Raw genomic sequence first — 25,324 nt, 5'->3', positions numbered from 1 at the left:
TAAGCACCGATAATAGTACATAATTATATTGTTAAGGAGTTTTTGGATACAACAAAGAAGTATAGTAGGTATCAAATGAAGTACATTGAAACATCAACTCCTCATAAAAATCAGGATACTGTCTTTGCAATTGTTCATAATAACGGTTGGTTGTGTAATAGGGATTTTTTACTTCTCTGCCTTTCTTATAATCATATATCGTTTCATAAAATTGATTTGTATATAATAGACTATAGAATTTACATCTGCCTGCCATTCGCAAACAAAGCGCCTTCTGGCTTTTATCTTTTGCAAATCCTTGTGCTTTCAAGTAAAAATTCATAGCGCGTTCACATCCATAGTAATTTGCATTGTCAGGATAAGTACTATAAGGATGTTCAGCATAAGAATAGTCAGATACTTCATTTCTACTCCACCAATGTCGGGTCATAATCCAGGAGTTACCCCAGTAACTCATATTTAGATAACAATTAGCGGCTAAGAAATACCATTTTGCCCGATTGGACTCTTTTGGATTTTCTGCACGTTCTATAATATGAATCAGGCTATCCGTTAATGAGAACTTTGTAAATGAAGAAGTATGTGTTGATGAAGAAGAATCAACCTGATAAAAATTAGTATAAAACGGATTTGCCTTCAAATATACTTTGTAAGATTCTTTGTCGGATACCCAAAATTCTTTACTAACCTTTTTAAAAGCATCACGAGCTTCGTAAAGTTTATTCTCTCGTAAATATTTAATTCCAAGCAGGTCTGTAATACGATCTTTTTCTTTCAATAAATCTTTGGCCAGATAGGACTCCAGCTTTGATTTAGGATTCTTATCAAGGAAACTTAGTAGTTTTTCTATGTCAGAAGGAGTTGCTTTCTGATCTAAAAAGAAAAGATACGAACTATAATAGTTCATTCCTTCAGCATTCGTGCTAGGTAGTCTGTCATAATATCTATCTGAAATAGAATCTTTCTCACTATTGAAATTATGCTCAAATCGGACATAATCAAAAATTTTTGAATGGCATAAGGTAGCTCTCACAATATCACCCGCTTCCCAATATCGATTTGTTAATGCCATCATCAATCGGCTGAAGCTGCCTTTATAATGATACAACTCCATCTTATTTTTCTCTAACCATTCTAATTCGGCCAATAACGTCGCATCTGTTTGTCGTGTAGGTTGTTGTGGATTTAATTCAGCCACAATCTTTATCAGATGAGCCTGTGCTTCAATACGCTTGGTAAGACCCTTTGCTTTCAATGCTTGATGTAGATAATTTGAAGATTTATCAAACTGATTATTCATATAGGCGAGGTATCCTGCCATAACATTCCATAATGCAGGATTGTGAATTTTATTTGTGGAAGTATGCTCAATAAATGATAATACCTCAGCAAGATAGATCATATCTTTTTTATAATTCTTTAAGGTATATGCATTTCTCTCTTGAGGTGTATAGTCGTACAGATTTTGATTTCTGTAGTTAACAGCGGGGTCAAACTCTGTGTATCGGGGAGTTAAAATCCAATCCTCCAGTTTATTAATTTCCCGAATCAGTAAAGTCTCCAATGCATCAGAGGTAGGATCTATAGTATAGATCTGTTTAATAACAGATAAAGAACGACCAGGATTGTAAAGTTCATTCATTAGTAGAATGGTTGCCCTCTCGTGATTAGTTTTTGCGTATTTCAGTGATTCCTGTGTATGTGAACGATTAAAAAATTGCCATGCTACTACCTTTTTGTCATGTGCATTGTCAAAAACTTGGGAAACCAGATAATTCTGGTAAACTTTATCCTCGTGCATTTCTGCATAATGCCACATTGCCCAATAGTAAACAATGCTTTGAGAGGGATAGGGTTCGATATATTTTTTATATAGTTGCTTACCTAACGTATAATCACCCATATAGCGTGCTAATCGTACTAATTGAAATCCATATCTGAATTGGAGAAATGGTTGTTTGGTCTGAGAGTACAATTTTTCTCCTGAAGAGATCAACTCCTGATATTCTTTTGTATCATTTGTTTTTTGTCGGCTCCAGGGGTCTTCGTTATATATGCTGTTTACCACTTCGCAGTTTTTGGCAAATTGTAGGTATTGGAGTGTTGCTTGGTTTTTAGTTCTGATTAAATGTTCAATAAACGGATTGCCAGCAAACATCTTTCCTTGAGGTAAAGCCATGTTTTCTGTAAAGTCTTCTGGAGTCACATAATTCAGAATATAGTCGACTGCATGATGGCTGCCTTTAAATTGTGTGTATTTTATCCACTCATCGATATTGCTTCGATTAGAAATTTCACGGTTTTCCAGGTTTTCATAATCGTACAGGAAGTAGGATGTGAAATAAAAAGGTTCGTATCGGCGATTGGCTAGTTGTGGATTAAACAAAACAAACCGATACGTCTCTGCTTCCGGATACCACCCACAAGCAAATGCAATAGATTCAGCAAAGAAGCTTAGTAAAAGGAGTAAAAATACTTTAAATGCACTACCCCAAAAATTCTTGACTATAGATATCATGATCTTATACGAATGTATTACTATCTACTTATTTTACTTCTTACCTATTTGTGAAAGCCTCTATAGATTTTTTCCAGATCCTGGATTTTGTACTTGTGAAGCAATTCTTCATCCAGATGAAAGAATGTAACTGTTAGATCGGTCTTTGCTGACAATGGCTTTAAAAACTTTGTAATCTCTTCTAGCTGAGAGGAAGAAATATCTTCAATCTTAAGTATATCTCCTTCTCTGAGATAAATATTGTTATACACAGTATCTGTAGTGACAGTAAACTGATTGGATGTATTCTTTTTGAGAAATAAACATTGTTCTGCTTTTGAGCTATTTATATTGCGATCAATATCAACATATTTGTTATTCCTAAAGATAATACCCCATGAAAAAATAGGAAGAGCTATATCCAAAGACAAAGGATACTCTGTATGAGTAAGGTATTGTTTGGCTTCCTCTATATCTAAAATAGAATTTTGCTCTTTTAGTTTATGCAGATCAGTTAAATTATATACCATCAACATTCCCCTGTCTACTGGTGGAACACCTGCTTTTTCAAAGTATTTATATTGATACAAACGGATGGTTGCAGAAATACGATATTTCGGAGTGTTGCGCTTAAATTCTTTTAGAAAAAGAAAGAATTTTTCTTTGGTCGATTGAGTCCAGTCACAATCAAACTGGATTTCCTTGAAAGTTTTAGGATACCGATTGTTAGTATTTTCTGTGATCATTTGATCAAGTTTATTACTAACCTTTCCTGCTAATGCAGGTATATCTTGTAATGTTAATTTTTCAAACGTGAAGTTTGTAATAAAAACAGTAGGCACAATCTCCAGAGATAAAGAATCCAGAATTGCAGGAACAGTATCACACTGCTTGTATAAGGAATAATATTCTATTCCATTATATAAATCTGCTATTGGAACGGCTCCTTTAACCGGATTATAACTCACATCAAAAAAACGAACATACAACTTCCTGACATGGAGCGAATCTATATATTTCTGCTCTTCCTCATTGATATCAAAATGAGTTTGCCAGTAGTAGAATGCTCTGGATATTGTGATATTTTTGGATTTGCAGTTAAATAAAAACGTGCTTGTTAAAAGCAGCAGAAGTATAGTTCTTTGCAAGAGGATAAGTAGCTAAATAATCCTCGAAATATACTTATTTCTGTACTAGATAAGAATAGCTGGAACAGACTTTTCTGAGAGATTATCTTGCCACAATCATCTTACGAACCTTTGTTCCATCGCTATTTGTAATTTTAAGGATATACATGCCCGTTGCCCATGAATTGACATTGATAGGCAACTCGGCATTAGCCTGGGTTTTCTTTTTATCCATTAACCGTTTGCCAAGTAGGTTATATACACTTACTTCACTATCCTTCTCTGTAGTAATATAAACAATGTCACTGACAGGATTAGGACCTAAACGAATACCATCATCTGATTTTCCATCTCCTTTGATGCTGGTGTTTTTTAATATCAGTACTCCACCACCACCAGTTCCCAATACTAACTCAGGTAAACCATCGCCATTCAGATCTCCTGCCGCTGGGGTAATATATGCAGGTAGGGGAATGGTATCATATTCATTTAGAAATTGATTGAAAATAGTATTTGCCTGTGGTGTAAAAGTGGCATCATCATTTGTACTAATACTAGGAAAGGCTACAATACGTCCCCCATAAGGAGCACTGGATACATTACGATAAGCTGATAAAAGATCTGGTTTTCCATCTCCATCCCAGTCCGTTATCAACGGTGCCTCACTGCGATCAAAGATGTCCAGTGGATTTTGTGCAAATGCAAAGTTCTTAATTGTAAACACTGGTGACGAGTTAGAACCAGTGTTTTGGTAATATTCTAGTTCTCCCAGGCTTTTTCCAAGTAGCATATCCCAGTCACCATCCCCATCGAAATCATAAAAACAAGGTACATAATCACTTTGCAACAAACTAAATGAGATAACTTGTGAAATCTCTGATGAAAGCTGGTATGGTTTTCCGGCGGTTGTCTGGTTGAGGTAAATGTTGAAGGCAGTTTGTGTACTGGCTGTATTCATAAGCACCAAGTCGGTGGCACCATCCCGATTCCAGTCGAGAAAAAAAGGCTTGAGGTTGGAGGACTTTAACGAAGATAGGGTTTGATAGTCGGAGGTTTTCAGTTGGAAGATTGCTTGGGTTTTGCTACCGATATTTTCATACAAGTAGATAGAACCTAAAAGCTTACCATTTCCATCAGGTGTTCCTGCATTACCAATAAATAAATCTAGATCTCCATCTGCATCATAATCACTGAGAGCAGGAGATGTCATTTCCCCCAAATCTATCATTGTATTTTGTAAGAAGTTATCTTCTGAGAAAATAAGGGTAGGATTTGAATCAGTGCCTGTGTTGGTGTATCGCCAGCTTGAGTGATTAAAGTTTTGCAGATTGCCACTATTGGCTTCAACATTGGGAGCTGCGATAAGATCTTTTACTCCATCAAAGTTGAGATCTTCGTAGAATGCAGCTGGAAATAAAAAACTGATAGGTCGGGATGCTGGAAAAGAGGATGTAAAGCTACTCATCTGCGCTTTCTGTAATGTACCTGTATTGGTTAGCTGATATAATGGATAGCAAGAGACAGCTGAAAATAATAGTTCTTTTAGTCCATCATTGTTTAAATCCAGTGCCAGCAGAGCTGTACCCGCATGTTCTACTTTTTGACTAGAAAAACGTAAGTCTTCATCTCCACAGGTTATATCAAAAGTAAACTGTCCACAAACTTCTGTACTTCGGAATGCCCCCCAACAACGACTTATTGTTTTGAAATCCAAGCTGTTGGGAGATCCTGTTCGTTCCATACTCTGATTTTGGTAATAATATACTACATGGCCTATCCCATCGCCAGCGATGAGATCTACATCACCATCATTATCAATATCCAGGATCACAGGTATATCTGTTCCTAATACCGATAAATTTATTTCACCAGATGAACTTTCTGTCATTAATAAATCCGTTACCAAAGTCCAGTTTAGTTGTCCGTTGGCAGATGTATTTCTGAAAACCTGGACGCCAAATTCTGTGTAGGTAAATAAATCTCGCTGCCCATCATGGTCATAATCGACAAGCAACATCCAGTTACGGATACCTGGAAATTGTGTTTCATAATAAGGCGCATATTTCCATCTGTAACTATTGTTATGTGGCTCCGCAATAAAAGTATGTACCTTATAGGTTGCTCTATCAAAAACAACAAGGTCTTCTATCGGGTCATTGTTTAATTTTATTCGATTGTATTGAGGTGAGTTTATCCCTCCTGCCCATGCATTTAGTAATGTATCTGACTCTGAATTTACTACAGGGATGGAAGTGTCCAGTTGAAAGCGTATTGTTTGAGAGATGGCTCTCGAAGAGAAACCTAAAAAGAAAAATATAGGTATGAGCAAGGTATATAAATTAAAACCAGCTGAGATCTTATTGAAAAGATAAAATACTATTATGTAGAAACGATGCATATTCTATTGTGTGCTAGCCTTTAAAAAGAAATTTGTCCCAAAAAATACGATCTTGTATTTTTGAGCACTCATTAGTGTTTTTCCACTGACATTCTTATTGCAGAAATGAATATAGAAACTTTATATCAAAAGTATTTACAATGTAATGCTGTTTCAACTGATACCCGAAAGATAACGCCAGACTCTCTCTTTTTCGCATTGAAAGGCGGTAATTTTAATGGTAACACATTTGCTGCTGATGCGATCTCCAAAGGTGCAAAATTTGCAGTGGTTGATGAAGATCAGTATGCACTAAATGATCGATACATTCTGGTTGATAATGCCTTAAAAGCATTACAGGAGTTAGCCCGTTACCATCGACAGCAACTATCTGTGCCTATCATCGCTATGACAGGTTCAAATGGAAAAACTACTACAAAAGAACTTATTCAACGGGTGCTAGCCAAGAAATATAGTGTTTATGCAACACAAGGCAATCTGAATAATTACATAGGGCTTCCCTTAACACTGTTATCAATTCCCAAAGATACTGAGATTGTAGTACTGGAAATGGGCTCTAATCAGATTGGAGATATCAACGAACTGACCACTATCTGTGAACCTACACATGGCCTGATAACTAACATTGGAAAAGCACATCTGGAAGGATTTGGCGGATTGGAAGGTGTGAAGCAGGGAGAAGGTGAGTTATATGATTATTTCAAAACCCATTCCGGAACTATCTTCGCTAACTCACAGAACACTATTCTGCAGGAAATGCTGGCAAATCGTAGTCTTCAGGCTGTAATGTATCCCTCTGCTGATGATTTTCTGCATTGCCAGTTGCTGGAGTTTGCTCCTAATGTAGTGTATCAGGACGAAGATGGTGAAATTGTAAGAACACATCTTCCGGGAAAGCATAATTTTGAAAACATCGCAGCAGCCTTATGTATCGGAAAATATTTTGGAGTGCCACTACCCTTAGCTAATGAGGCAATCAGTGGGTATATTTCACAAAATAACCGTTCACAGGTACTCCAGAAAGGCTCCAATACTATATTGTTGGATGCATATAATGCCAATCCAACATCCATGCAGGCATCTTTGGAATATTTCGCTGCATTAAAAGCTGATCATAAGATTGTCATACTGGGAGACATGGCTGAGTTGGGTGAAGAAAGTGCTCAGGAACATTTACATATAGGAGAAGTAGCAGGGAAGGGAAAGTTTGATAAAATACTTTTATGTGGAAAGCTGATGCAAAATGCCATTGTTGGCGCCCCAGACGCTTATTACTTTATCGACAAGTTTTCATTGAATAACTGGTTGATGGATTATAAGTTTGAAAATACTCACTTTCTAATTAAAGGTTCTCGCAGTATGGCAATGGAGACAGTTGTACAGTTCTTGTAAAAAATACTGAAACATCTTGGTCGCCTCTACAGATTACTAGTTTGTGGAGGCTTTTTTATTATATGGGCCTTACGAAATCGGATTGCTTCATTGGTTATAGTAAAAATATTTTTTCAACGAAAAAGTGTAATTCATATCAGGAGAGATACCAATATTTCTTTGTGACTTTTTCAATAAAAAATTAGATTGTTTTAGAGAAGTGTTTAGTGTAAATTAGGAGCCTGTTAGTCTACGTGTCAGATTAACATTTATAATTGTATACGCTTTAAATAATCTATTCTCATGTTTCAAGTCTTACAAACCTGCCGAACGATAGTGTGGATGGGTGTTTTTGTGATACTCAATCTTCAGACGTATGCGCAAACCAAGCCACAAACGAAAACAGCCTCTGCTGCAAAACCTATGAAATTACTGGTCTTTTCCAGAACAAAAGGTTTTCGACATGCTTCTATTCCAGCAGGTAAGCTGGCCATTATTAAGCTGGGAAAGGAAAAGGGATTTGCTGTAGATACTACAGAAGATGCAAGCAAAATCAACGAAAAAAATCTGAAACAATATCGGGCAGTCATCTTCCTGAGTACTACCGGAGATGTATTGGACAATAACCAGCAGGCTGACTTTGAAAGATATATTCAGTCCGGAGGCGGATTTGTTGGCATTCATGCGGCTACAGATACAGAATATGACTGGCCCTGGTACAATAAGTTGGTAGGGGCTCAGTTTGCCTCTCACCCAGGAAATCCCAATGTGCAGAAAGGAACAATGCATGTTGTAGACAAAAACCATCCGTCTACAAAAGACTTACCTGAACAGTTTGATCGTACAGACGAGTTTTATGATTTTAAATCCTATCAGAAAGATCTGGTTAAACCTCTGATTACTGTTGACGAGAAAACGTACAAAGATGGCAAAATGGGTGATTTCCATCCTATGTCCTGGTATCATGCTTTCGATGGAGGTAAAGTCTTCTACACTAACTTCGGTCACACCAATGAAACCTTTACTGAAGATCTATTCCTGAAGCATTTGTGGGGAGGGATTCAGTATGTAACAGAAGGGCAGACAATCGACTACAAGAAAGCCAAAAGTATGAGGGTTCCCGAAGAAAACCGGTTTAATAAGATCAATCTGTCCAGCAAGTTGGATGAGCCTACCGAGTTAGCTGTATTAGATAATGGAAAGGTATTATTTACAGAGCGGAAAGGTGCAGTAAAACTTTACAATCCCAAAACGCAAAAGACCAAACTGGTTGCTACTATTCCTGTATACAAAAAGTTTGAATATGGTTTAATGGGTTTAAACATAGATCCTAATTTTAATCAGAACCAATGGGTATATATGTATTACTCTTATGATGTGGCTCCTGATACAGCCAATCGTTTGGTTCGGTTTAAATTTGATCCAGTGAAAGACACTATCTTACTGAGTACAGAACAGGTAATTATGAAAGTCCCGGTAAAACGGACAGATTGTTGTCATACAGGAGGATCCATTGCATTTGATAAACAAGGTAACTTGTACTTGTCTACAGGAGATGACACCAATCCATTTACACAAAAAGGCTATGCCCCATTGGATGAACGGCAGGGACGTGAAGGTTGGGACGGACAGTATACATCAGCTAATAGTAATGATCTTCGTGGTAAAATTCTGCGGATTAAAGTGAACGAAGATGGCACCTATTCTATTCCGGAAGGAAACTTATTTCCCAAAGGTACTCCCAAAGCCCGTCCAGAAGTATATGTGATGGGAAATCGTAACCCTTACCGGATATCAATAGATCAACATACAGGCTATCTGTACTGGGGAGAGGTAGGACCTGACGCAGGTGAAGACAGTGAAAGACAAGGCCCTCGTGGCTATGATGAAGTAAATCAGGCTCGCAAAGCAGGTTTCTTTGGCTATCCTTACTTTATTGGCGATAACAAACCGTATCGTCATTTTAATTACGCAGATAGTAGTTCGGGTGAGTGGTTTGACCCTCTGCATCCGATTAATAATTCACCCCATAATACAGGCGTAAACCAATTGCCTCCTGCACAAAAGGCCTTTATCTGGTATCCTTACGCTGAATCGCCAGACTTTCCCATTGTGGGTAAGGGGGGGCGTAATGCAATGGCAGGTCCTGTATACTATCCCGAAGATTATCAGGATTCTAATGTGAAGTTCCCTGCTTACTATGCCGGTAAGTTCTTTGCTTACGATTGGATGCGTGATTGGGTTATGTCTGTGACCATGAATGAACAGGGAGACTTTGTGAGTATGGAACGTTTTCTACCAAATACAAAATTCAGCCATGTCATTGATATGCAATTTGCCAAGGATGGTTCTTTATATACTCTGGAATATGGACCCAACTGGTTTGCTCAAAATGATGAAGCGATGTTAAGTCATATTACCTACAATGCAGGTAATCGTACTCCTGCGGTTGTCGCTACTGTTTCAAAAAAAGCAGGAGCAGCTCCTCTAACAGTAAGTTTTTCCTCCAAAGGAACTGTAGATTATGACAATGATGCATTGAAATATGAATGGACTTTTGCGCCAGGAGCTCCTAAAAGTGAATTGCCTAACCCTTCGTTTACCTTTGCGAAACCAGGAGTGTATAAGCCTCTTCTGAAAGTAACAGATGCGAAAGGCAATGTTGCTACAACACAACTAGAAGTAAAAGTTGGAAATGAAGTACCTCACGTAGATATTGTAGTAAAAGGAAATAAGTCCTTCTTTTGGGATAATGAGTCGGTTGATTATGAAGTAAAAGTATCTGATAAGGAAGATGGAGATTTGACCAAAGGAACCATTCATACAGAGGATGTAGCTATGAATATTAACTATCTGGAAGGCTTTGACAAAACAATGATTGCACAAGGTCATCAGATGAATACAGGCTTTATTACAGGGAAACGTCTTATTGAATTAAGTGATTGTAAAGCATGTCATTCCATCGACAAAAAGTCTATAGGCCCAGCTTATTTAGATGTTGCCAAAAAATACAAAGGCAAATCGCGCATTGCACCGCAACTGGCAGATAAAGTAATCAAAGGAGGAGGTGGTGTATGGGGTGAACAAGCTATGAGTGCACACCCTCAACTGACAAAAGATGAAGCTACTGACATGGTAAAATATATTTTATCATTGGCAGACGAAAAGAAAAGTGATCCACTAAAAGGAATATATGTAACCAAAACAAATGGAAAAAATGGAACCTATTTGTTTACTGCCTCTTATACCGACAAGGGTAAAGGTGAGATTGGACCTGCTACTGCACAAAAGACGCTTGTATTGCGCAATGCAAAAATGAAAGCAGCTGATTTTGATGGATCTAAAGAAATCATGAAATACAAAGCACCTACAGGTAGCGAATTGGCTGTAGGGACTGCTCACAATAGCTACCTGATGTACAATGGCATAGATCTGACAGGAATTGAAGGAGCGGTTATAACCGTTTTTAGTAATCCAGCTTATACCAAAGGTGGGACACTGGAAATACACCTGGATGCACCTGATGGCAAGTTAATCGGACAAGGGGAAGTCGCGGCAACTGCTACAGGAGATGTCAAAATACCATTTGCTACTGCAACAGGAGTTCATTCACTTTTCTTCGTATTTAAGAATGAAAAAGCAGGAGCTCAGGGTGTATTTGCATTGGATACAATTTCCTTCCAGAAAAAAGCATCCTTTCAGAGTTTGAAATAGATAACATTCGTAACTTTTGGAAATCGGTTTGCACCAGAATGATATCTGAGCAAACCGATTTTTGTATGTATAGTAGCCCTGTTATCAACTTTTCCGGATTACTATTTGTTACGAGAAGTAGAAAGCAAATCCCAACCTGATAATGAAGTGTCCAGTTTCTTCACATTTTAATAAAAGATTCGCATTTTTGTGAATCTGTAGCGAGTTATACCTATTATGCAATCCTTATATCAACAGTTTCAGGTCAGATTTCAATATCCCGTACATTTTACCAACGGATTATTCAAGCTGGATAACCCTCTTTTTGCACAAACTATACAGCCTTCTTATCCAGGAGCTATTGGTAAGGTTTTATTTATAATTGATAGTGGGGTGGCCCTTGCATACCCCCAACTGGAAGAGCAAATACAAACCTATGCAGAAGCAAACCGAACCATTTTCCAGCTTGCGGGAAGTCCTATTTTCGTAGAAGGTGGTGAAGCTTGCAAAAATACGACAGAGTGGGTAGAAAAGATAGAGCAGGCTGTAAATGAGTTTGGCATAGACCGACACTCCTATATTGCTGTCATAGGTGGTGGTGCAGTATTAGACATGGCAGGGTTTGCTGCGGCGGTTTCGCATCGTGGTGTACGTTTGATACGGATACCAACAACAGTATTGGCACAGAATGATTCCGGCATTGGAGTGAAGAACAGTGTAAATGCATTTAACAAAAAGAATTTTCTGGGCACCTTTGCTCCACCTTTTGCCGTTTTGAATGATTTTGACTTTTTAGCAGCATTACAGGATAGAGATTGGCGGAGTGGAATTGCAGAAGCAGTTAAAGTAGCATTAATTAAGGACTCTGCTTTCTTTTCATTTCTTTTTGAAAATGCCTCTGCCCTGGCAACGAGAGACATGCCTGCTATGCAACAACTGATTCACCAATGTGCAGAGTTACATCTGAATCATATTGCGGGTGGAGATCCATTTGAGATGGGATCGTCTCGTCCCTTGGACTTTGGTCATTGGTCTGCTCATAAACTAGAAGCATTGAATGGCTACCAGATACGGCATGGCGAAGCTGTAGCCATTGGGATTGCATTGGATAGTATTTATTCTCAACTTGTAGGCAAACTGTCAGCTGAGGAGTCAGATCAGATAATAGAGCTGTTGGAACAATTAGGTTTTGAGTTATATATCCCTGAACTATCAGCCAGAACATCTACCGGAGAGTTGGCAGTAATTCGAGGCTTGCATGAGTTTAGAGAACACTTAGGCGGGCGCCTTACAATTATGTTGCTGGAGCGAATTGGAAAAGGGGTAGAAGTCCACGAAATCAATACCGAATTAATGACAAAAGCAATTGGTATTCTGGAGACACGAAAACAGAAAACCGAAGTTAATATTTAGTTTGAAACAGGTAGATGATGTATTTTAAGTGATAGATACTTCATCTACCTTCACTTTTTGATTATTACCCCATGCATCTGAGTAATAATATTCATCTCACCTACTGCACCAATATTCATGCAGGTGAATCCTGGAAAGATATATTTCAAAGTCTTCAGGAGTATGTACTACCACTTAAGGAATCTATTGCACCAGATAATGCTTTTGCAATAGGTCTACGATTACCAGATCAAGCCAGTCGAACACTCATTCAACCAGCCGAACTGGATGCTTTCAAAAAGTGGCTTATGGAAAACAACTTGTATGTGTTTACCATGAACGGCTTTCCTTATGGAGGTTTTCACCGACAACGGGTAAAAGATGATGTACATCGTCCTGACTGGACAACAACGGAGCGACGGGATTATACTATCAGACTAGCACAGATCCTGGCAGAGCTACCTAATGTACCCGATACTTGTGACAAATGTGATGCAGGTATCTCTACTTCTCCTTTTTCTTATCGGGGATGGTATACTAATCCGTCTGCACACCAGGATGCTATCCGAAAAGGATGTCTGCATATGGCTGAAGTAGTGAAGGAACTGGTGGGACTGTCTCTGGAAAAAGGAAAAGTGATCCATATAGACATAGAACCAGAACCTGATGGCTCTATTGATCATGTACAGGATACGATTGAGCTTTTTAATAAAACGTTGATACCTATTGTCGCTGCTTATTTGGTAGATAATCTTTCAGTTAAACATGAAGCTGCAGAAGAGCTAGCCCGCACGCATATACAGTTATGCTATGATGTATGTCATTTCGCTGTAATGTATGAAGAGCCAGCTGCGGCAGTAAAAGCCTTTAAGGAAGCGGAAATCCGTATTGGAAAGATTCAGATTAGTGCTGCCCTCAAAGCGGATTTGCCTACACCTGTTGAGTCCAGAGGACCTTTACTACAAGCCTTTCAAAATCTGTCAGAATCGACATATCTTCATCAGGTTGTGGCCAGAAAAACAAATTTACATGCAAATGAGAATTGGTCTGCTCGTCAGCAGTATCCAGACCTTTCCGACGCCTTGCCACATATTTTTGATCCGGATGTGGCAGAGTGGCGTACACATTTCCATGTACCCTTGTTTATTAAGGATTATGGTCTACTACAATCTACCCAGGAAGATATAGAAAAGGTATTGCGTATTCAAAAAGCCAGTCCATTTACAAATCACCTGGAGGTAGAAACCTATACATGGGAAGTATTACCTGCAGAATTAAAAATAAATTTAAAAGATTCTATTGAGAGAGAGATGAAGTGGGTTTTGCACAAACTAATTGAATAACAAACAGATATAGCAGCTCAAAAAGCATAATCCTGTATATTACATATACAGGAGCAGACTTATTAAAGCTAGTTTACTTACTTTATAAAGGCATAGTTATCAAGTGATAGCAATGCCTTCATCTTTAAGAGATATTTATCTTAATATCCAACTAGTACTCATGTGGAAAAAGTGAAGAAATGAAATTCATGCTCAATGGAAATTAAGTATAAATACTTGTGTGATATGCTTTGTGAAATATTTATTAATGCTTGTTTGTCAGAGTGTTAGTTGATTAAGAAAAGATATCGGTAGATGTATTTTTTATAGTATTTTTACTCTGAAAAAAACTTCTAATCTATTGCCTTTTACAATTTTTTCAGGAAACTTTATATCTCTGATACCAAACCTCTCACCAACCAATAATACAGGGCTTGAAAGTCACTTTTCTGTATTCCCTGGTATTTTGACAAGTATTTCTTTCAACATTGCAACCTTTCATGAATAGCATTCTTTACTTTTCATTAGGTAATAGAAATACAAGTCAGCAGTTCAATACTAATTTGAGTTAATCGATAATGTAAGAAACAATAATTTCTTTCCCATTTTATCATTTTAAGCTCTAATCATATGTACGGAATTGTCAATAAAGCAATCCAAGGTCTCGTTACTGAAAATTTCGGTCTTGAGAAATGGAATCAGATCAAAGTTCATAGTGGTATTGCAGATGATTTATTCATTAGCAATGAACCCTACGACGATTCGATAACCTATAAGTTAGCAGGCTCTGCCAGCCATATATTGGGTTTGAGCCTGCGTGAAGTATTACTTGCTTTTGGTAGATATTGGATACATAATACGGGCCATCAGCATTATGGCTCTTTGATGCTTACCGGAGGAAGGAACTTGCGAGAGTTTTTAATTAATCTGCCAAACTTTCACAGTCGTGTCATGCTTGTCTATCCCAGTATTACCCCTCCCGAATTCAGAACCCAAGCTATCAATGAGAAAGAATTACATATACATTATTATTCTACCCGAATGGGATTGACTGACTTTGCGGAAGGCTTAATTATTGGCTTGGCAGAAGCATTTCATGAGTCTGTATCAGTAGCATTACTTCAGGCTAAAAAAAGTAAAGACGAAGCAGATATCTTTAAGATAAGTTGGTAAGATATTATCTTCTCGTCCAAGAGTGTAGGTCTGAAAACTTATACCCTATCATCGAAAATATTTCTGACCTGTGTTTTTATAAGGGAGAATATTTACACAAATAGTATTCTCTTTGACAAATTTTCAACTTTCTCTGTAGAAATATGGAATTTCTATATAATAGTAATTCTATTGATGTGGATTTATTGTTCCCTTTCTTTTTTGAAATGGACCAATCTTTGATTATTAAGAAATCTGGGAAAAGCTTACAGAAGATCAATTCTCAAGTAGCCTCCTGTCCATTATTTTCAGCTTGTTTTCATATTCAGAGACCATGGAGTGCAAAGTACACGTTTGAAAGTATATTGGAATATTCTTCACAAATATTTATTCTCACAGAATCAACAAAAGGGCTTACTCTGCGTGGGCAATTTATCTTCTTAAACAAAAGTCATACACTTTTGTTTATAGGAACGCCTTGGCTTACCTCAACAGATCAGTTAGCACAATATTCACTAAGTGTTCCAGACTTTGCACTTAGTGATTCATTCACAGACATGATTCAGTTTCTGAAGATACATGAGATAAATACATCTGAAATCCGCTCATTAGCAAATAATTTAAAAGAGCAGAAACAGATAATAGAGCAGAAGGAGCTTCTTTTTCGTCAACTTGTTGAGAATGCAACTGATATCATTTTTCGGTATAATACACAAGGAACGATTACATATATTAATCCTGCAACAGAAGATATTACTGGATATACAGCAGAAGAAATTATTGGACAAAAGATACAATATGTAGTTTCACCCTCTTTTAAAGAAGAAGTAATACGAATTTTTTTGGATCAGATTCATAGACAATTACCTAAAGTCAGCTTTGACTATACCTTTACACATAAAGATGGCCGACAGAGATGGCTATCTCAGAATAGCATAGCCATTTTTGAAAATAATCAGATCGTAGGAATTACAGCGGTTGCCAGAGATATTACATATAAAAAGGAAGCAGAAGAAGAATTACTACTCTCACGTCAGAAGGCACTTGAACTGGCTGCTACCAAGGAAAGGTTTTTAGCCAATACCAGCCATGAAATCAGGACGCCTATGAATGCGATCATTGGGCTTAGTGATTTGCTACGGGAAACACCTTTAACTGAAAAACAGCAAGAATATGTGCATTCTATTCATACATCTGCTGAAAACTTATTAGTTATTATCAATGATATTCTTGATCTGTCTAAAATAGGTGCAGGTAGATTGGAACTGGAACATATCGATTTTGATCTCAATGAAAAGCTGTCAAGTCTGATACGTTCACTGCAAATTAAGGCTTCTGAGAAGAACATTACACTTTCTTCTTCTATTGATCATCATATAAACAAGTACATAAAAGGCGATCCTTACCGGTTAAACCAGATTTTAATGAATCTGCTGAGTAATGCTATTAAATTCACAGATCATGGACGAATTACTCTTACTGCTACATTATTAGAAGAATTGTCCTCCCATCAGATAATCCGTTTTTCTGTAGAGGATACAGGGATTGGAATTTCGTCCGATAAGCTATTCTCTATTTTTGAGGATTTTACACAGGCTGATACTTCCACTACCCGTAAATATGGTGGCACAGGTTTAGGGCTCTCTATTTGTAAAAAGTTATCAGAGTTAATGGAAGGATCGCTGGACGTAAGTAGTACACCTGGCAAGGGATCCATTTTCACACTGACTGTAACACTTGAAAAAGGTGTAGAAATAACTGCCAATAAAGAATCTATCCATGAAGCCAATTCTGATTTCCTTAGTGGAAAATCTGTACTCCTGGTGGAAGACAATGAGTTTAACCAACTCCTTGCAATCACGATTCTGCAGCAGTGGAATACAAAGGTTACGCTGGTTCCCGATGGCTTGGCTGCAATTGCGGAAGTACGAAAGCAGGAATTTGATATTATTTTAATGGATATTCAAATGCCTGTTATGGGAGGTATTGAGGCAACAGAGATTATACGAAAAGACTTGTGTATCACTACTCCTATAATTGCCCTGACAGCAGATGCTATTGTTGAGAATATAAAGGAGTATCTGGATAAAGGAATGAATGCCTGTGTGACTAAACCCTTTCAGCGAGATAACTTATTTAAGGTTATGTATGATCTGCTCAGTAATAAAGCGTTGACCAAAGTAAATAGCCGGATGATTTAAAAGGATTTTATAGATAGGGCGTTCAGGCTATTTTCTACCAGATTCGCGATTAGCTTTATTTCCATGTTTTATTTATGACAAAGAAGTCCAATGTGCATAGTTGTTGGCAAGCAATAGTTTTGCGGTGAATTCCGATCAGATTTTGTTTGTGCCGTGAATTATGCGCAAAACGAAAAATGAACGGAATTCCGATCATAACTCAACTTGTCGTGAGTTATGCGCAAAAGAAAAAGTGATTGTAGTTACAGGCAAACTCTTTATTAATTGAACAGATGATACTACCTTCACTGAAAAATCTTTTGCACTGAATTATGCACAAACAAAAAATCTGTGTTAAAGGATACTCATCCTAACATTAGAAAAGTGTATAAAACAGCAGTACTTCGCTCTTTTTCATTTTCTGCATTTAAATGCGTACTTTGGGTGCATGTTAACACTTCTGAAAGCATACCAAAAACGGCTAACTAATCTTACCTCATCCAATAAGTCACTGCTTTTGTTGACACTACCTTCAGAGCAGTTTTTCGATCTTCATGAATTGGATTTTCTTGATAATAAACCTTCATTTGATATCATTCGCCAACTGATTGCAGGAAAGAATAAGATTGCCCTTTGTGATGTATTGGACAGTCGGTATGACAAAGTGAATGAAGCAACCAAACGATTACGACGTATCGTGCGGACGGCTACATTTATTGAACAGGAACGTGGTGCTCAGGATTTGTATGTTGGTTATCCCATGATACATGGTAAACTCATTGATGGCACACCCGTTCGATGTCCATTATTATTTTTTCCTGTACACCTGGGACAATCTGGTAACCGTTGGGAATTATATCAAAGAGAAGGTGAAGAGATCCAATTGAATAAAAGCTTTTTACTAGCCTATTCCTACTTCAATAATGTAAAGATTACAGATGAATGGATAGAGACGGACTTTGATGATTTTAGTAAGGATAGTCTGGAATTTCGAACCCGACTATATGAATTATTAAAACAAAGCCCTCTTGAGATCAATTTCAATCAGGATACTTTTACAGATAAGTTGCAACCGTTCCAAACATTTAAAAGAGGGGATTTTGAGGCTTTGCAACGTAATGGAGAGATTAAATTATATCCTGAAGCAGTTCTGGGAATTTTTCCACAAGCAGGATCTTATTTAATGCCTGATTATCAGTATCTGATTGAAAAGGATGAGTTCAAAGAAACTGAAGACTTTTTTCTTCGAAAGATCACAGAGGAAAAAAGTCGTAAGATTGCGAATGAAGAAAATTTGTTGACGCCATTGCCTTTAGATGCCTCACAGGAGCAGGCTATGCAAATGGTAAAGTCAGGTAAGTCGATTGTGGTACAAGGACCTCCTGGAACAGGTAAATCGCAGTTTATTGCCAATCTCATGGCAGACTATGCCGCACAGGGGAAACGGGTGCTGTTGGTTTGTCAGAAACGGGTTGCACTGGATGTCGTATATGAACGACTTCGGCAGGTGGGGATTACAGATTTTCTGGCGTTAGTCCATGATTTTAAACAAGACCGCAAGGCTCTTTATGAGCAGATAAATCGGCAGATAGAACGTATAGACGAATACAAACGTCTCAATCTGAGTCTGGATGCTATCTATCTGGAACGTAACTTTACACAAGAATGCCGGCGAATTGATAAGCTTACTCAGGAACTGGAAGAGTTTCGGAAAACATTATTTGATGAGACAATTTGTGGTATCTCAGTAAAAGAACTGTATTTGACCAGTAGTCCTGAAAAGCCAGGTGTTTCTCTTAAAAAGGAATATAAACATTTTCGGTTTGGAGAAACGGATGATTTTATGAGACGTTTGGCTGTATATGAATCCTATTTGCCCTTAGAAGCTGAATTTTATCCCTTGCATGATCGTGTTTCCTTTCATGCGTTTACTTATTCTGACCAGGATCTACTTACAGAATATCTTCAGGAAGTACCTGCTACTGCACAAAGTGTATTGACACAGGCAGATCGAATAGCCAATTTGAAGCTAAGTATCTCAGATCTGGAAGTATTGACAGAAGAAGAACGAAAGATGCGGCAGGTATTTGAATTGATCCCAGATGAATCTGTATGGCAGATTTTTCTTCACTATTATAAAGGCAATAACGCATTTGTGACATCTAAGTGGTTAGATAAACATGAGAAAGAGATATTAAAATGCCTTAAGGGAACAGGTATCGAGAGGAGTCTTTCTGTGGATCAACTAACTCGTGCATTGGAGTTATGTATGAATGCGCTGGAAGCACGACAAAATCTGTTCTCTTGGATCAGGTGGAGTTGGTTTTCAGGAGAAAAAAAGGAAGTACAATCCATTGCAAATGATAATGGATTATCTCTGGAACGGAGTGATTTAAAGAAACTGGTAGAGAAGATTAAACGACGAATATCATTCGAGAAAGTAAAAGATAATCTTACTGTTGCCTGGAATACTGAAAATCTGTATGATCCAGATCTGGCTAAGCAATGGTTTGAAAATCAACGGACTGCCCGGAAAGCCTACAAACTATCCAAGAAACTGGCTTCCTTCTATCCGTTAGCAGCTTTATTACAGGGCTCTTATAGAGTATTTCAGGAGAAACTCTATCAATTGCAGGCAATAGCAGATGAGTGGAGGCAAAGTAAAGTGAGATGGAGACGGTATCTGACACAGGAACAGGTGACACGTGCCTGGAAAAATCCGATGAGTATTCAGGATCAACTCATTGCTCTTGCAGAAGACTTTGATGCTCTTTGCGAACTGGATAAGATTAAGATTAGTTTTTCCTCACAAGAACGTGATGTATTAACCAAGCTACATACTTATTATACTGCATTGAGTAAAGATGACCTTTCACAAAATACTTTCTCTGGATGGGCCTCTCTTTTTGACAATAGCCTTCGACTGGCATGGATTGATCATATAGAAGGACAATATCCTGTGTTACGGGCAGTATCAACACATAAACTCAAGCAGATGGAGGATGAGCTACAGGAAGCTCTGTTAAAAAAGCAAAATCTGAGTCGGGAGATGTTGTTGATGAAACTGAGGGAACAGACCTATCGGAATGTGGAGTTCAATCGATTAAATAATCTGGTTACCTATCGTGATCTGAAACACCAGGTCTCAAAAAAACGTCACATTTGGGCTTTGCGGAAATTATTTGGAGCGTTAGGAGATGAAATATTTCAACTGGTTCCTTGCTGGATGGCTTCTCCTGAGTCCGTTTCTGCTATTTGGGATATTCAATCTTCGGATATTGGTTCTGGTGAAGACAACTCTGCTGTTGCAAAGGCCGGAAAAACAATATTTGATCTAGTAATTTTTGATGAAGCTTCCCAGTGTTTTGCGGAACGTGGCTTACCTGCCATGGCTCGTGCTCAGCAGATAGTTATCACAGGTGATAGCAAACAATTGCAGCCGAATGATTTGTATCAAATTCGGTATGAGGAAGATTCAGAAGATGTGCCTGACCTGGAGGTTAATTCTTTGCTGGACTTGGCATCAAGGTATTTGCCTCAAACTCAACTTAAGGGACACTATCGTAGTCAATCGTTAGAATTGATTGATTTTTCTAATCGTTACTTCTATCAGCAGAACCTGGAACTACTTCCTGACTTTAATCTGATTAACAAAATAGATCCTGCCATCCATTATGTTAAAGTAGATGGTGTTTGGAAAGATAGCCGGAATTATGAAGAAGCAGATGTCGTTGTTGCATTGGTTCAAAAGCTGGTTCTGCAATATCCTGAGAAACAAATAGGGGTAGTTACATTTAATTACAAACAACAGGGCCTGATACAGGATAAGCTTGATGCAGTCACTATAGAACATGGGTGGTTGTTGCCAGATAGTTTATTTGTCAAGAATATTGAGAATGTTCAGGGAGATGAACGAGATATAATAATTTTCTCATTAGGTTACGCTCCGGATAGTGCTGGACGACTGATGATGCAATTCGGTAGTTTAAACCAGCAAGGAGGGGAAAACCGATTGAATGTTGCTATTACTCGGGCCAAAGAACGTATTTATGTTGTTTCCAGTCTTCATCCACAACAATTACGTACAGATGATGTCTTACATGAAGGACCTCGGTTGTTACAAAAGTACCTGGAATATGCATGGCAGGTCTCTGCTGGGGAGTATGTCCCTAAACCTAAAATATCAGATAGGTTTGTATCTAAAAAATTACTAAAAGATAGGATTGCAGACTCACAATCTGACGCGATAAAAGAATTACCCTTTGCTGATATCACTTTAAAACAGGAGGGAAGATATGAGGCTTTGATCCTTACAGATGATGATTTATATTATCAAAGCCTTTCTGCTAAGGATGCACATGCTTACACACCTTTTCTACTAAGCGCTAAGCATTGGAAATTTAAGCGTGTATATAGTCGGGAGTGGTGGAAGAAGTCAGGACGCTTGCCTAAACAATAAAAGTAAAAGCCCGTACTTTACAGATACGGGCTTTTACTTTTTCTACTTCTTATTCAGTAATTTACTATATCTCGCAGGATCATTCAGAACTTCTACGGCTGCTTTTAATTCTTTATCATTATCAAAAGAAGCTTCTACCATACCCTTCTCAAAATAATAACGGGCTACTATTTCTTCTTCCAGTGCTTCTTTAACCTCTGTCTTGAATTTTTGCAGGTCAGATTCCTTGTTATGATACATCTTGTTTTTCAAGGCTTTGATCTGTTCCTGAATATCCTCATAATATTTTTCCTTTTTTGCATAAGCGATCAGATCTTCTACGCTTCTTTCTACCTGGGTAGTATAATCATAATCTTTACTGCCAAGCCATTTTACAAATTCCTGATATTCAGCATCTGTAAGCTTAAACTCTTTCGGGGACTTTATAGAAGCATGTTCATTCGTATACTTATTGGCATAATCGAATAGTAAATTCTTATTATCCAGGCTGAAAAGAATCTGAGGAATCAGCGACTTTTCTACTTCTACATCAGGTGAAATACCTCCTCCATCATATACTACACGCCCACTTTTAGTTTTAAATGCAACACGTAAGGAATCAGGAATCTTGCCAACGCTGCCATCTTCATTGCGATGACTGTAATCTATTGCCTGAATACAACGGCCACTAGGAATATAATATTTAGCTGTCGTCACTTTTAGTTGTGAGTTATAAGACAATGGACGGGTAACCTGAACAAGGCCTTTACCATAAGTACGTTGTCCTATCAAAACACCTCTATCATAATCCTGAATTACGCCAGACACAATTTCTGCAGCAGAAGCACTCCGGCTACTGGTTAATACTGCTACAGGAATATCTGTATCTACTGGCGGGTTCAGTGCTGTATAGACTTTGTTCCAGTCTGTAACCTTTCCTTTGGTGCTTACAATCTCAACATCTTTAGAAACAAACAGATTGGAAATATTAACAGCCTCACTTAATAAACCACCCGGGTTGTCTCTTAAATCCAACACGATTTTCTTAGCTCCCTTACCTTTAAGTTCAATCAAAGCATTTTTTACTTCACGAACAGCACCACTAGTAAAGTCTTCCAGATGAATGTAGCCAATATCATTAGTTACCATACCATGATAAGGTACATTATCGATCTTAATATTTTCACGTGTCAGAGGAACTTCTATTGATTTATCTTGTCCATATCTCTTAATTGTGAGCTTCACCGGAGTTCCTGCCTGCCCGCGGAGTAGCTTATTTACATCCAAGTAGGTTTTATTCTTCAGATCAATATCGTCAATCTTGGTAATCTCATCACCTACTTTTAATCCTGCGCGAACTGCCGGAGAGTTGTCGTGAGGCATGATCACGTAGGTTTTTCCCATGCGAGAACCTACAACTGCACCAATTCCTCCATACTGTCCGGTAGTCATGGTTCGATAATCTTCAATTTCATCTTCAGGAATATAATCTGTGTAAGGGTCCAGAGATTTTAACATGGCATCGATGCCTACTTTCATCACATGATTGGGATTGACTTCATCAACATAGAAGTTATTTACTTCACGGAAAAGTGTACCAAAGATCTCCAGATTCTTCGCTATTTCGAAGTAACGCTCTCCTGGATCAGAGAATGCAAAGCCTCCCAGTAATGCTGCCGGAATTGCTGCAAACAATAAAGATTTACGAACTTTAATCATAATATTTTTCAATGCTGATTAATTACAACTGAAAAAAGTTGTAAAATTTAGCAAATAGATAACGAAAAGCCAAAGATTAAATTGTTAAAATGATGAATGGCTAGTAGTCTGAAGTCCAGCGTCTTGTAACTTTTTCCAAACCGCATTAAATTTTTTGCTCAGAATGTCAGAAGGCAGTATTTCCTTACTTACATAGATAACACTCAGATAGGCTGGAAAGACGGAAGGAGGGGTAGCTGAAAGCCATTCATACTTATGATGACGATAGATTTCCTTTAATCTGCGGCGTATAAGATTTCGTTTGTTTGAACGCTTAAAATTTCGCTTGGAAATAGAAAAAAATATTTGGGGATAGGTGATTTCTTCGTCTGTTCTGGGAAGATACTGAATCCGAAAAGGATATAAATAAACAGAGGAACCTTTCTGAAAAAGTTCCTCGATTATCTTTTTGCTACAGAGCCGTTCAGCTTTGGGAAGATTTTGGTTTTTTACCAACATAAGAAGTAGTGATCAGCAAATAATCATTAGTATAATAGCCAATGACAAATGCCAGAAATGACCAGCTAGTATAATTATGCTTTATGTCTTCTTTCGTCTGACACAGTTAGTTTTTTGCGTCCTTTGGCGCGACGGCTTGCTAACACCCGACGTCCATTAGGGGTCGACATTCTCTCAAGAAAGCCGTGCTTGTTTCTTCTCTTGCGCTTGGAGGGCTGAAATGTACGTTTCATGACAATAAACTTAATATTATTATTTTAGATGCATTTCTAAAAAACAGGGTTGCAAAGATAAAGAAAGCATTTTAAAATAAAAATATTTGATCGTATTTTGTTATATATTAATCTGAATAAGCTTGGTTTAGGCTTATTTTATTCCTGATATACTACCTGTAATACGGTTTGCCCAACTGCTTTAAGTGTATTCTTATCTATAATCTGCATGTTATCTGCATGAGTGTGATGGTATTTTCCAAACTCGCCTTCTGTTGAGAAATCGATGATATCGATAGTTGGGATACGCGCATACTCATTGATATATACATGGTCATCTATAATTTCAGGTGCCTGACCATTACGGAAATATTGTCCATAACCTAGCGCCTGACCTATATTCCATACCTGATCTACAATGCCAGCAGCATATCTTACTGAACTTCCTTCTTTATTAAAAACAGCGTTTTTAGCCCCTGCCATGTCAAGTAATATCCCGAAGTAGGCTGAATAACCTGGTTTGTGCAGGTTTTTACCCCAATGCTGAGAGCCTAGGCAATAATATTCTACATTAGATTCCGGATTTGTGTATTTGTCTCTGTTTTCAAAGTCTGGAATGCCATAATCTTCCACATCAAAAAGAATAATATCAACACCAACAGTCGGTTTTGTTGATGCTGTTGATAAGACTCTGGCTATTTCCAGTAATATGCCAGTTCCACTAGCTCCATCATTAGCACCATCAATAGGTTGTTTGGTTTTAGCGCTATCTTTATCGGCTACATGGCGGGTATCCCAATGAGCTGCCAGGAGAATGTGTTTTGGTGCTTTTGCATTGAATGACGCGATAATATTGCGTGCTTTAAGTGGTGTTCTATCATAGGCATTCGCTGTAAACTCCTGTACAGTTACCTCGGCTCCATATTGTTTTAATGTAGCTATCAGATAATCTCCACAGGCACGATGCCCAGCAGTGTTAGGCACTCTTGGACCAAATTTGACTTGTCTGTCTACAAAGGAGTAAGCAGAATCTGCCGAAAAATCAGGTGCTTTGGTTGTAATTACAGATTGGCTTTCTGTTGTTTGTGTGGTCTGGGTCTCACTCCCTTTTGCACCATCCTGACAGGCTGATAACCACACTACTGCTCCTATAAAAAATATAATCTTTTTCATCAGAAAAAATAATACCAGATCCTTCGGTTGATAAGATAGTTGTTTCAGGTGTATTCGAAAGAGGATAAAGAAACGTTACAAAAATCAACTTTGCAAACATTCTTTCTTTAATTCTGGCCGGGTTAACTCAAACAGGATATTAGAAGTGAAAA

At 37.9% G+C, this 25,324-nt stretch carries 14 protein-coding genes; 7 read left to right on the top strand and 7 right to left on the bottom strand.

The annotated features are described in order from the left end of the window. Positions 1–31 precede the first annotated feature (31 nt). The 3 genes from QNI22_RS16955 to QNI22_RS16945 form a co-directional block, all read right to left on the bottom strand. The gene (locus QNI22_RS16955) at positions 32–2,518 is read right to left on the bottom strand and encodes a hypothetical protein (RefSeq protein WP_314512389.1); all 2,487 of its coding nucleotides are present in this window, start codon (positions 2,516–2,518) and stop codon (positions 32–34) included. Between the two features lie 44 nt (positions 2,519–2,562). Then, positions 2,563–3,645, bottom strand: coding sequence for a hypothetical protein (locus tag QNI22_RS16950; protein WP_314512387.1), 1,083 nt, complete (start codon positions 3,643–3,645; stop codon positions 2,563–2,565). 82 nt (positions 3,646–3,727) lie between these two features. Beyond that, positions 3,728–6,022: a T9SS type A sorting domain-containing protein gene (locus QNI22_RS16945; RefSeq protein ID WP_314512385.1), complete on the bottom strand. Its 2,295-nt coding sequence runs from the start codon at positions 6,020–6,022 to the stop codon at positions 3,728–3,730. 105 nt (positions 6,023–6,127) lie between these two features. Here QNI22_RS16945 and QNI22_RS16940 point away from each other — a divergent pair, with 105 nt between their 5' ends. From QNI22_RS16940 to QNI22_RS16910, 7 genes are all read left to right on the top strand, one after another. Continuing rightward, on the top strand, positions 6,128–7,414 hold the full coding sequence (locus tag QNI22_RS16940) for a UDP-N-acetylmuramoyl-tripeptide--D-alanyl-D-alanine ligase (RefSeq protein WP_314512383.1): 1,287 nt from the start codon (positions 6,128–6,130) through the stop codon (positions 7,412–7,414). A gap of 282 nt (positions 7,415–7,696) precedes the next feature. After that, the gene (locus tag QNI22_RS16935; protein ID WP_314512381.1) at positions 7,697–11,107 is read left to right on the top strand and encodes a ThuA domain-containing protein; all 3,411 of its coding nucleotides are present in this window, start codon (positions 7,697–7,699) and stop codon (positions 11,105–11,107) included. Between the two features lie 216 nt (positions 11,108–11,323). Continuing rightward, the gene (locus tag QNI22_RS16930) at positions 11,324–12,499 is read left to right on the top strand and encodes a 3-dehydroquinate synthase (protein WP_314512379.1); all 1,176 of its coding nucleotides are present in this window, start codon (positions 11,324–11,326) and stop codon (positions 12,497–12,499) included. Positions 12,500–12,570: 71 nt separating this feature from the next. After that, positions 12,571–13,821, top strand: coding sequence for a metabolite traffic protein EboE (gene eboE / locus QNI22_RS16925; protein WP_314512377.1), 1,251 nt, complete (start codon positions 12,571–12,573; stop codon positions 13,819–13,821). Between the two features lie 609 nt (positions 13,822–14,430). Further along, a complete protein-coding gene (locus tag QNI22_RS16920) occupies positions 14,431–14,973 on the top strand; it encodes a heme NO-binding domain-containing protein (protein WP_314512375.1) in 543 nt (180 codons plus the stop codon). Between the two features lie 143 nt (positions 14,974–15,116). Next, complete coding sequence (locus QNI22_RS16915) at positions 15,117–17,153, top strand: ATP-binding protein (protein WP_314512374.1); 2,037 nt, start codon at positions 15,117–15,119, stop codon at positions 17,151–17,153. A gap of 427 nt (positions 17,154–17,580) precedes the next feature. Then, the gene (locus QNI22_RS16910) at positions 17,581–21,591 is read left to right on the top strand and encodes an AAA domain-containing protein (RefSeq protein ID WP_314512372.1); all 4,011 of its coding nucleotides are present in this window, start codon (positions 17,581–17,583) and stop codon (positions 21,589–21,591) included. Positions 21,592–21,633: 42 nt separating this feature from the next. On the opposite strand, the gene QNI22_RS16905 is transcribed toward QNI22_RS16910, so the two are convergent. The 4 genes from QNI22_RS16905 to QNI22_RS16890 all read right to left on the bottom strand — a co-directional run bounded on the left by QNI22_RS16905 (position 21,634) and on the right by QNI22_RS16890 (position 25,172). Continuing rightward, on the bottom strand, positions 21,634–23,289 hold the full coding sequence (locus tag QNI22_RS16905) for a S41 family peptidase (protein WP_314512370.1): 1,656 nt from the start codon (positions 23,287–23,289) through the stop codon (positions 21,634–21,636). A gap of 84 nt (positions 23,290–23,373) precedes the next feature. After that, a complete protein-coding gene (rnpA, locus tag QNI22_RS16900) occupies positions 23,374–23,787 on the bottom strand; it encodes a ribonuclease P protein component (protein WP_314512368.1) in 414 nt (137 codons plus the stop codon). Between the two features lie 74 nt (positions 23,788–23,861). After that, complete coding sequence (rpmH, locus tag QNI22_RS16895; RefSeq protein WP_313979147.1) at positions 23,862–24,020, bottom strand: 50S ribosomal protein L34; 159 nt, start codon at positions 24,018–24,020, stop codon at positions 23,862–23,864. A 138-nt stretch (positions 24,021–24,158) separates the two neighbouring features. After that, on the bottom strand, positions 24,159–25,172 hold the full coding sequence (locus QNI22_RS16890; protein ID WP_314512366.1) for a M28 family peptidase: 1,014 nt from the start codon (positions 25,170–25,172) through the stop codon (positions 24,159–24,161). Positions 25,173–25,324 lie beyond the last annotated feature (152 nt).

The organism is Xanthocytophaga agilis, from assembly GCF_030068605.1.
Classification (GTDB): Bacteria; Bacteroidota; Bacteroidia; order Cytophagales; family 172606-1; genus Xanthocytophaga; species Xanthocytophaga agilis.
The sequence above is the reverse complement of the archived record's forward strand: the minus strand, read 5'-3'. Positions and strand labels throughout refer to the sequence as shown.

What these genes read in the sequence shown, in the direction of transcription:
- QNI22_RS16955 (WP_314512389.1), bottom strand. Translation starts at nt 2,518, where the DNA reads ATGATATCTATAGTCAAGAATTTTTGGGGTAGTGCATTTAAAGTATTT.
- QNI22_RS16945 (WP_314512385.1), bottom strand. Translation starts at nt 6,022, where the DNA reads ATGCATCGTTTCTACATAATAGTATTTTATCTTTTCAATAAGATCTCA.
- QNI22_RS16940 (WP_314512383.1), top strand. Translation starts at nt 6,128, where the DNA reads ATGAATATAGAAACTTTATATCAAAAGTATTTACAATGTAATGCTGTT.
- QNI22_RS16935 (WP_314512381.1), top strand. Translation starts at nt 7,697, where the DNA reads ATGTTTCAAGTCTTACAAACCTGCCGAACGATAGTGTGGATGGGTGTT.
- QNI22_RS16930 (WP_314512379.1), top strand. Translation starts at nt 11,324, where the DNA reads ATGCAATCCTTATATCAACAGTTTCAGGTCAGATTTCAATATCCCGTA.
- eboE (WP_314512377.1), top strand. Translation starts at nt 12,571, where the DNA reads ATGCATCTGAGTAATAATATTCATCTCACCTACTGCACCAATATTCAT.
- QNI22_RS16920 (WP_314512375.1), top strand. Translation starts at nt 14,431, where the DNA reads ATGTACGGAATTGTCAATAAAGCAATCCAAGGTCTCGTTACTGAAAAT.
- QNI22_RS16915 (WP_314512374.1), top strand. Translation starts at nt 15,117, where the DNA reads ATGGAATTTCTATATAATAGTAATTCTATTGATGTGGATTTATTGTTC.
- QNI22_RS16910 (WP_314512372.1), top strand. Translation starts at nt 17,581, where the DNA reads ATGTTAACACTTCTGAAAGCATACCAAAAACGGCTAACTAATCTTACC.
- QNI22_RS16905 (WP_314512370.1), bottom strand. Translation starts at nt 23,289, where the DNA reads ATGATTAAAGTTCGTAAATCTTTATTGTTTGCAGCAATTCCGGCAGCA.
- rnpA (WP_314512368.1), bottom strand. Translation starts at nt 23,787, where the DNA reads ATGTTGGTAAAAAACCAAAATCTTCCCAAAGCTGAACGGCTCTGTAGC.
- rpmH (WP_313979147.1), bottom strand. Translation starts at nt 24,020, where the DNA reads ATGAAACGTACATTTCAGCCCTCCAAGCGCAAGAGAAGAAACAAGCAC.
- QNI22_RS16890 (WP_314512366.1), bottom strand. Translation starts at nt 25,172, where the DNA reads ATGAAAAAGATTATATTTTTTATAGGAGCAGTAGTGTGGTTATCAGCC.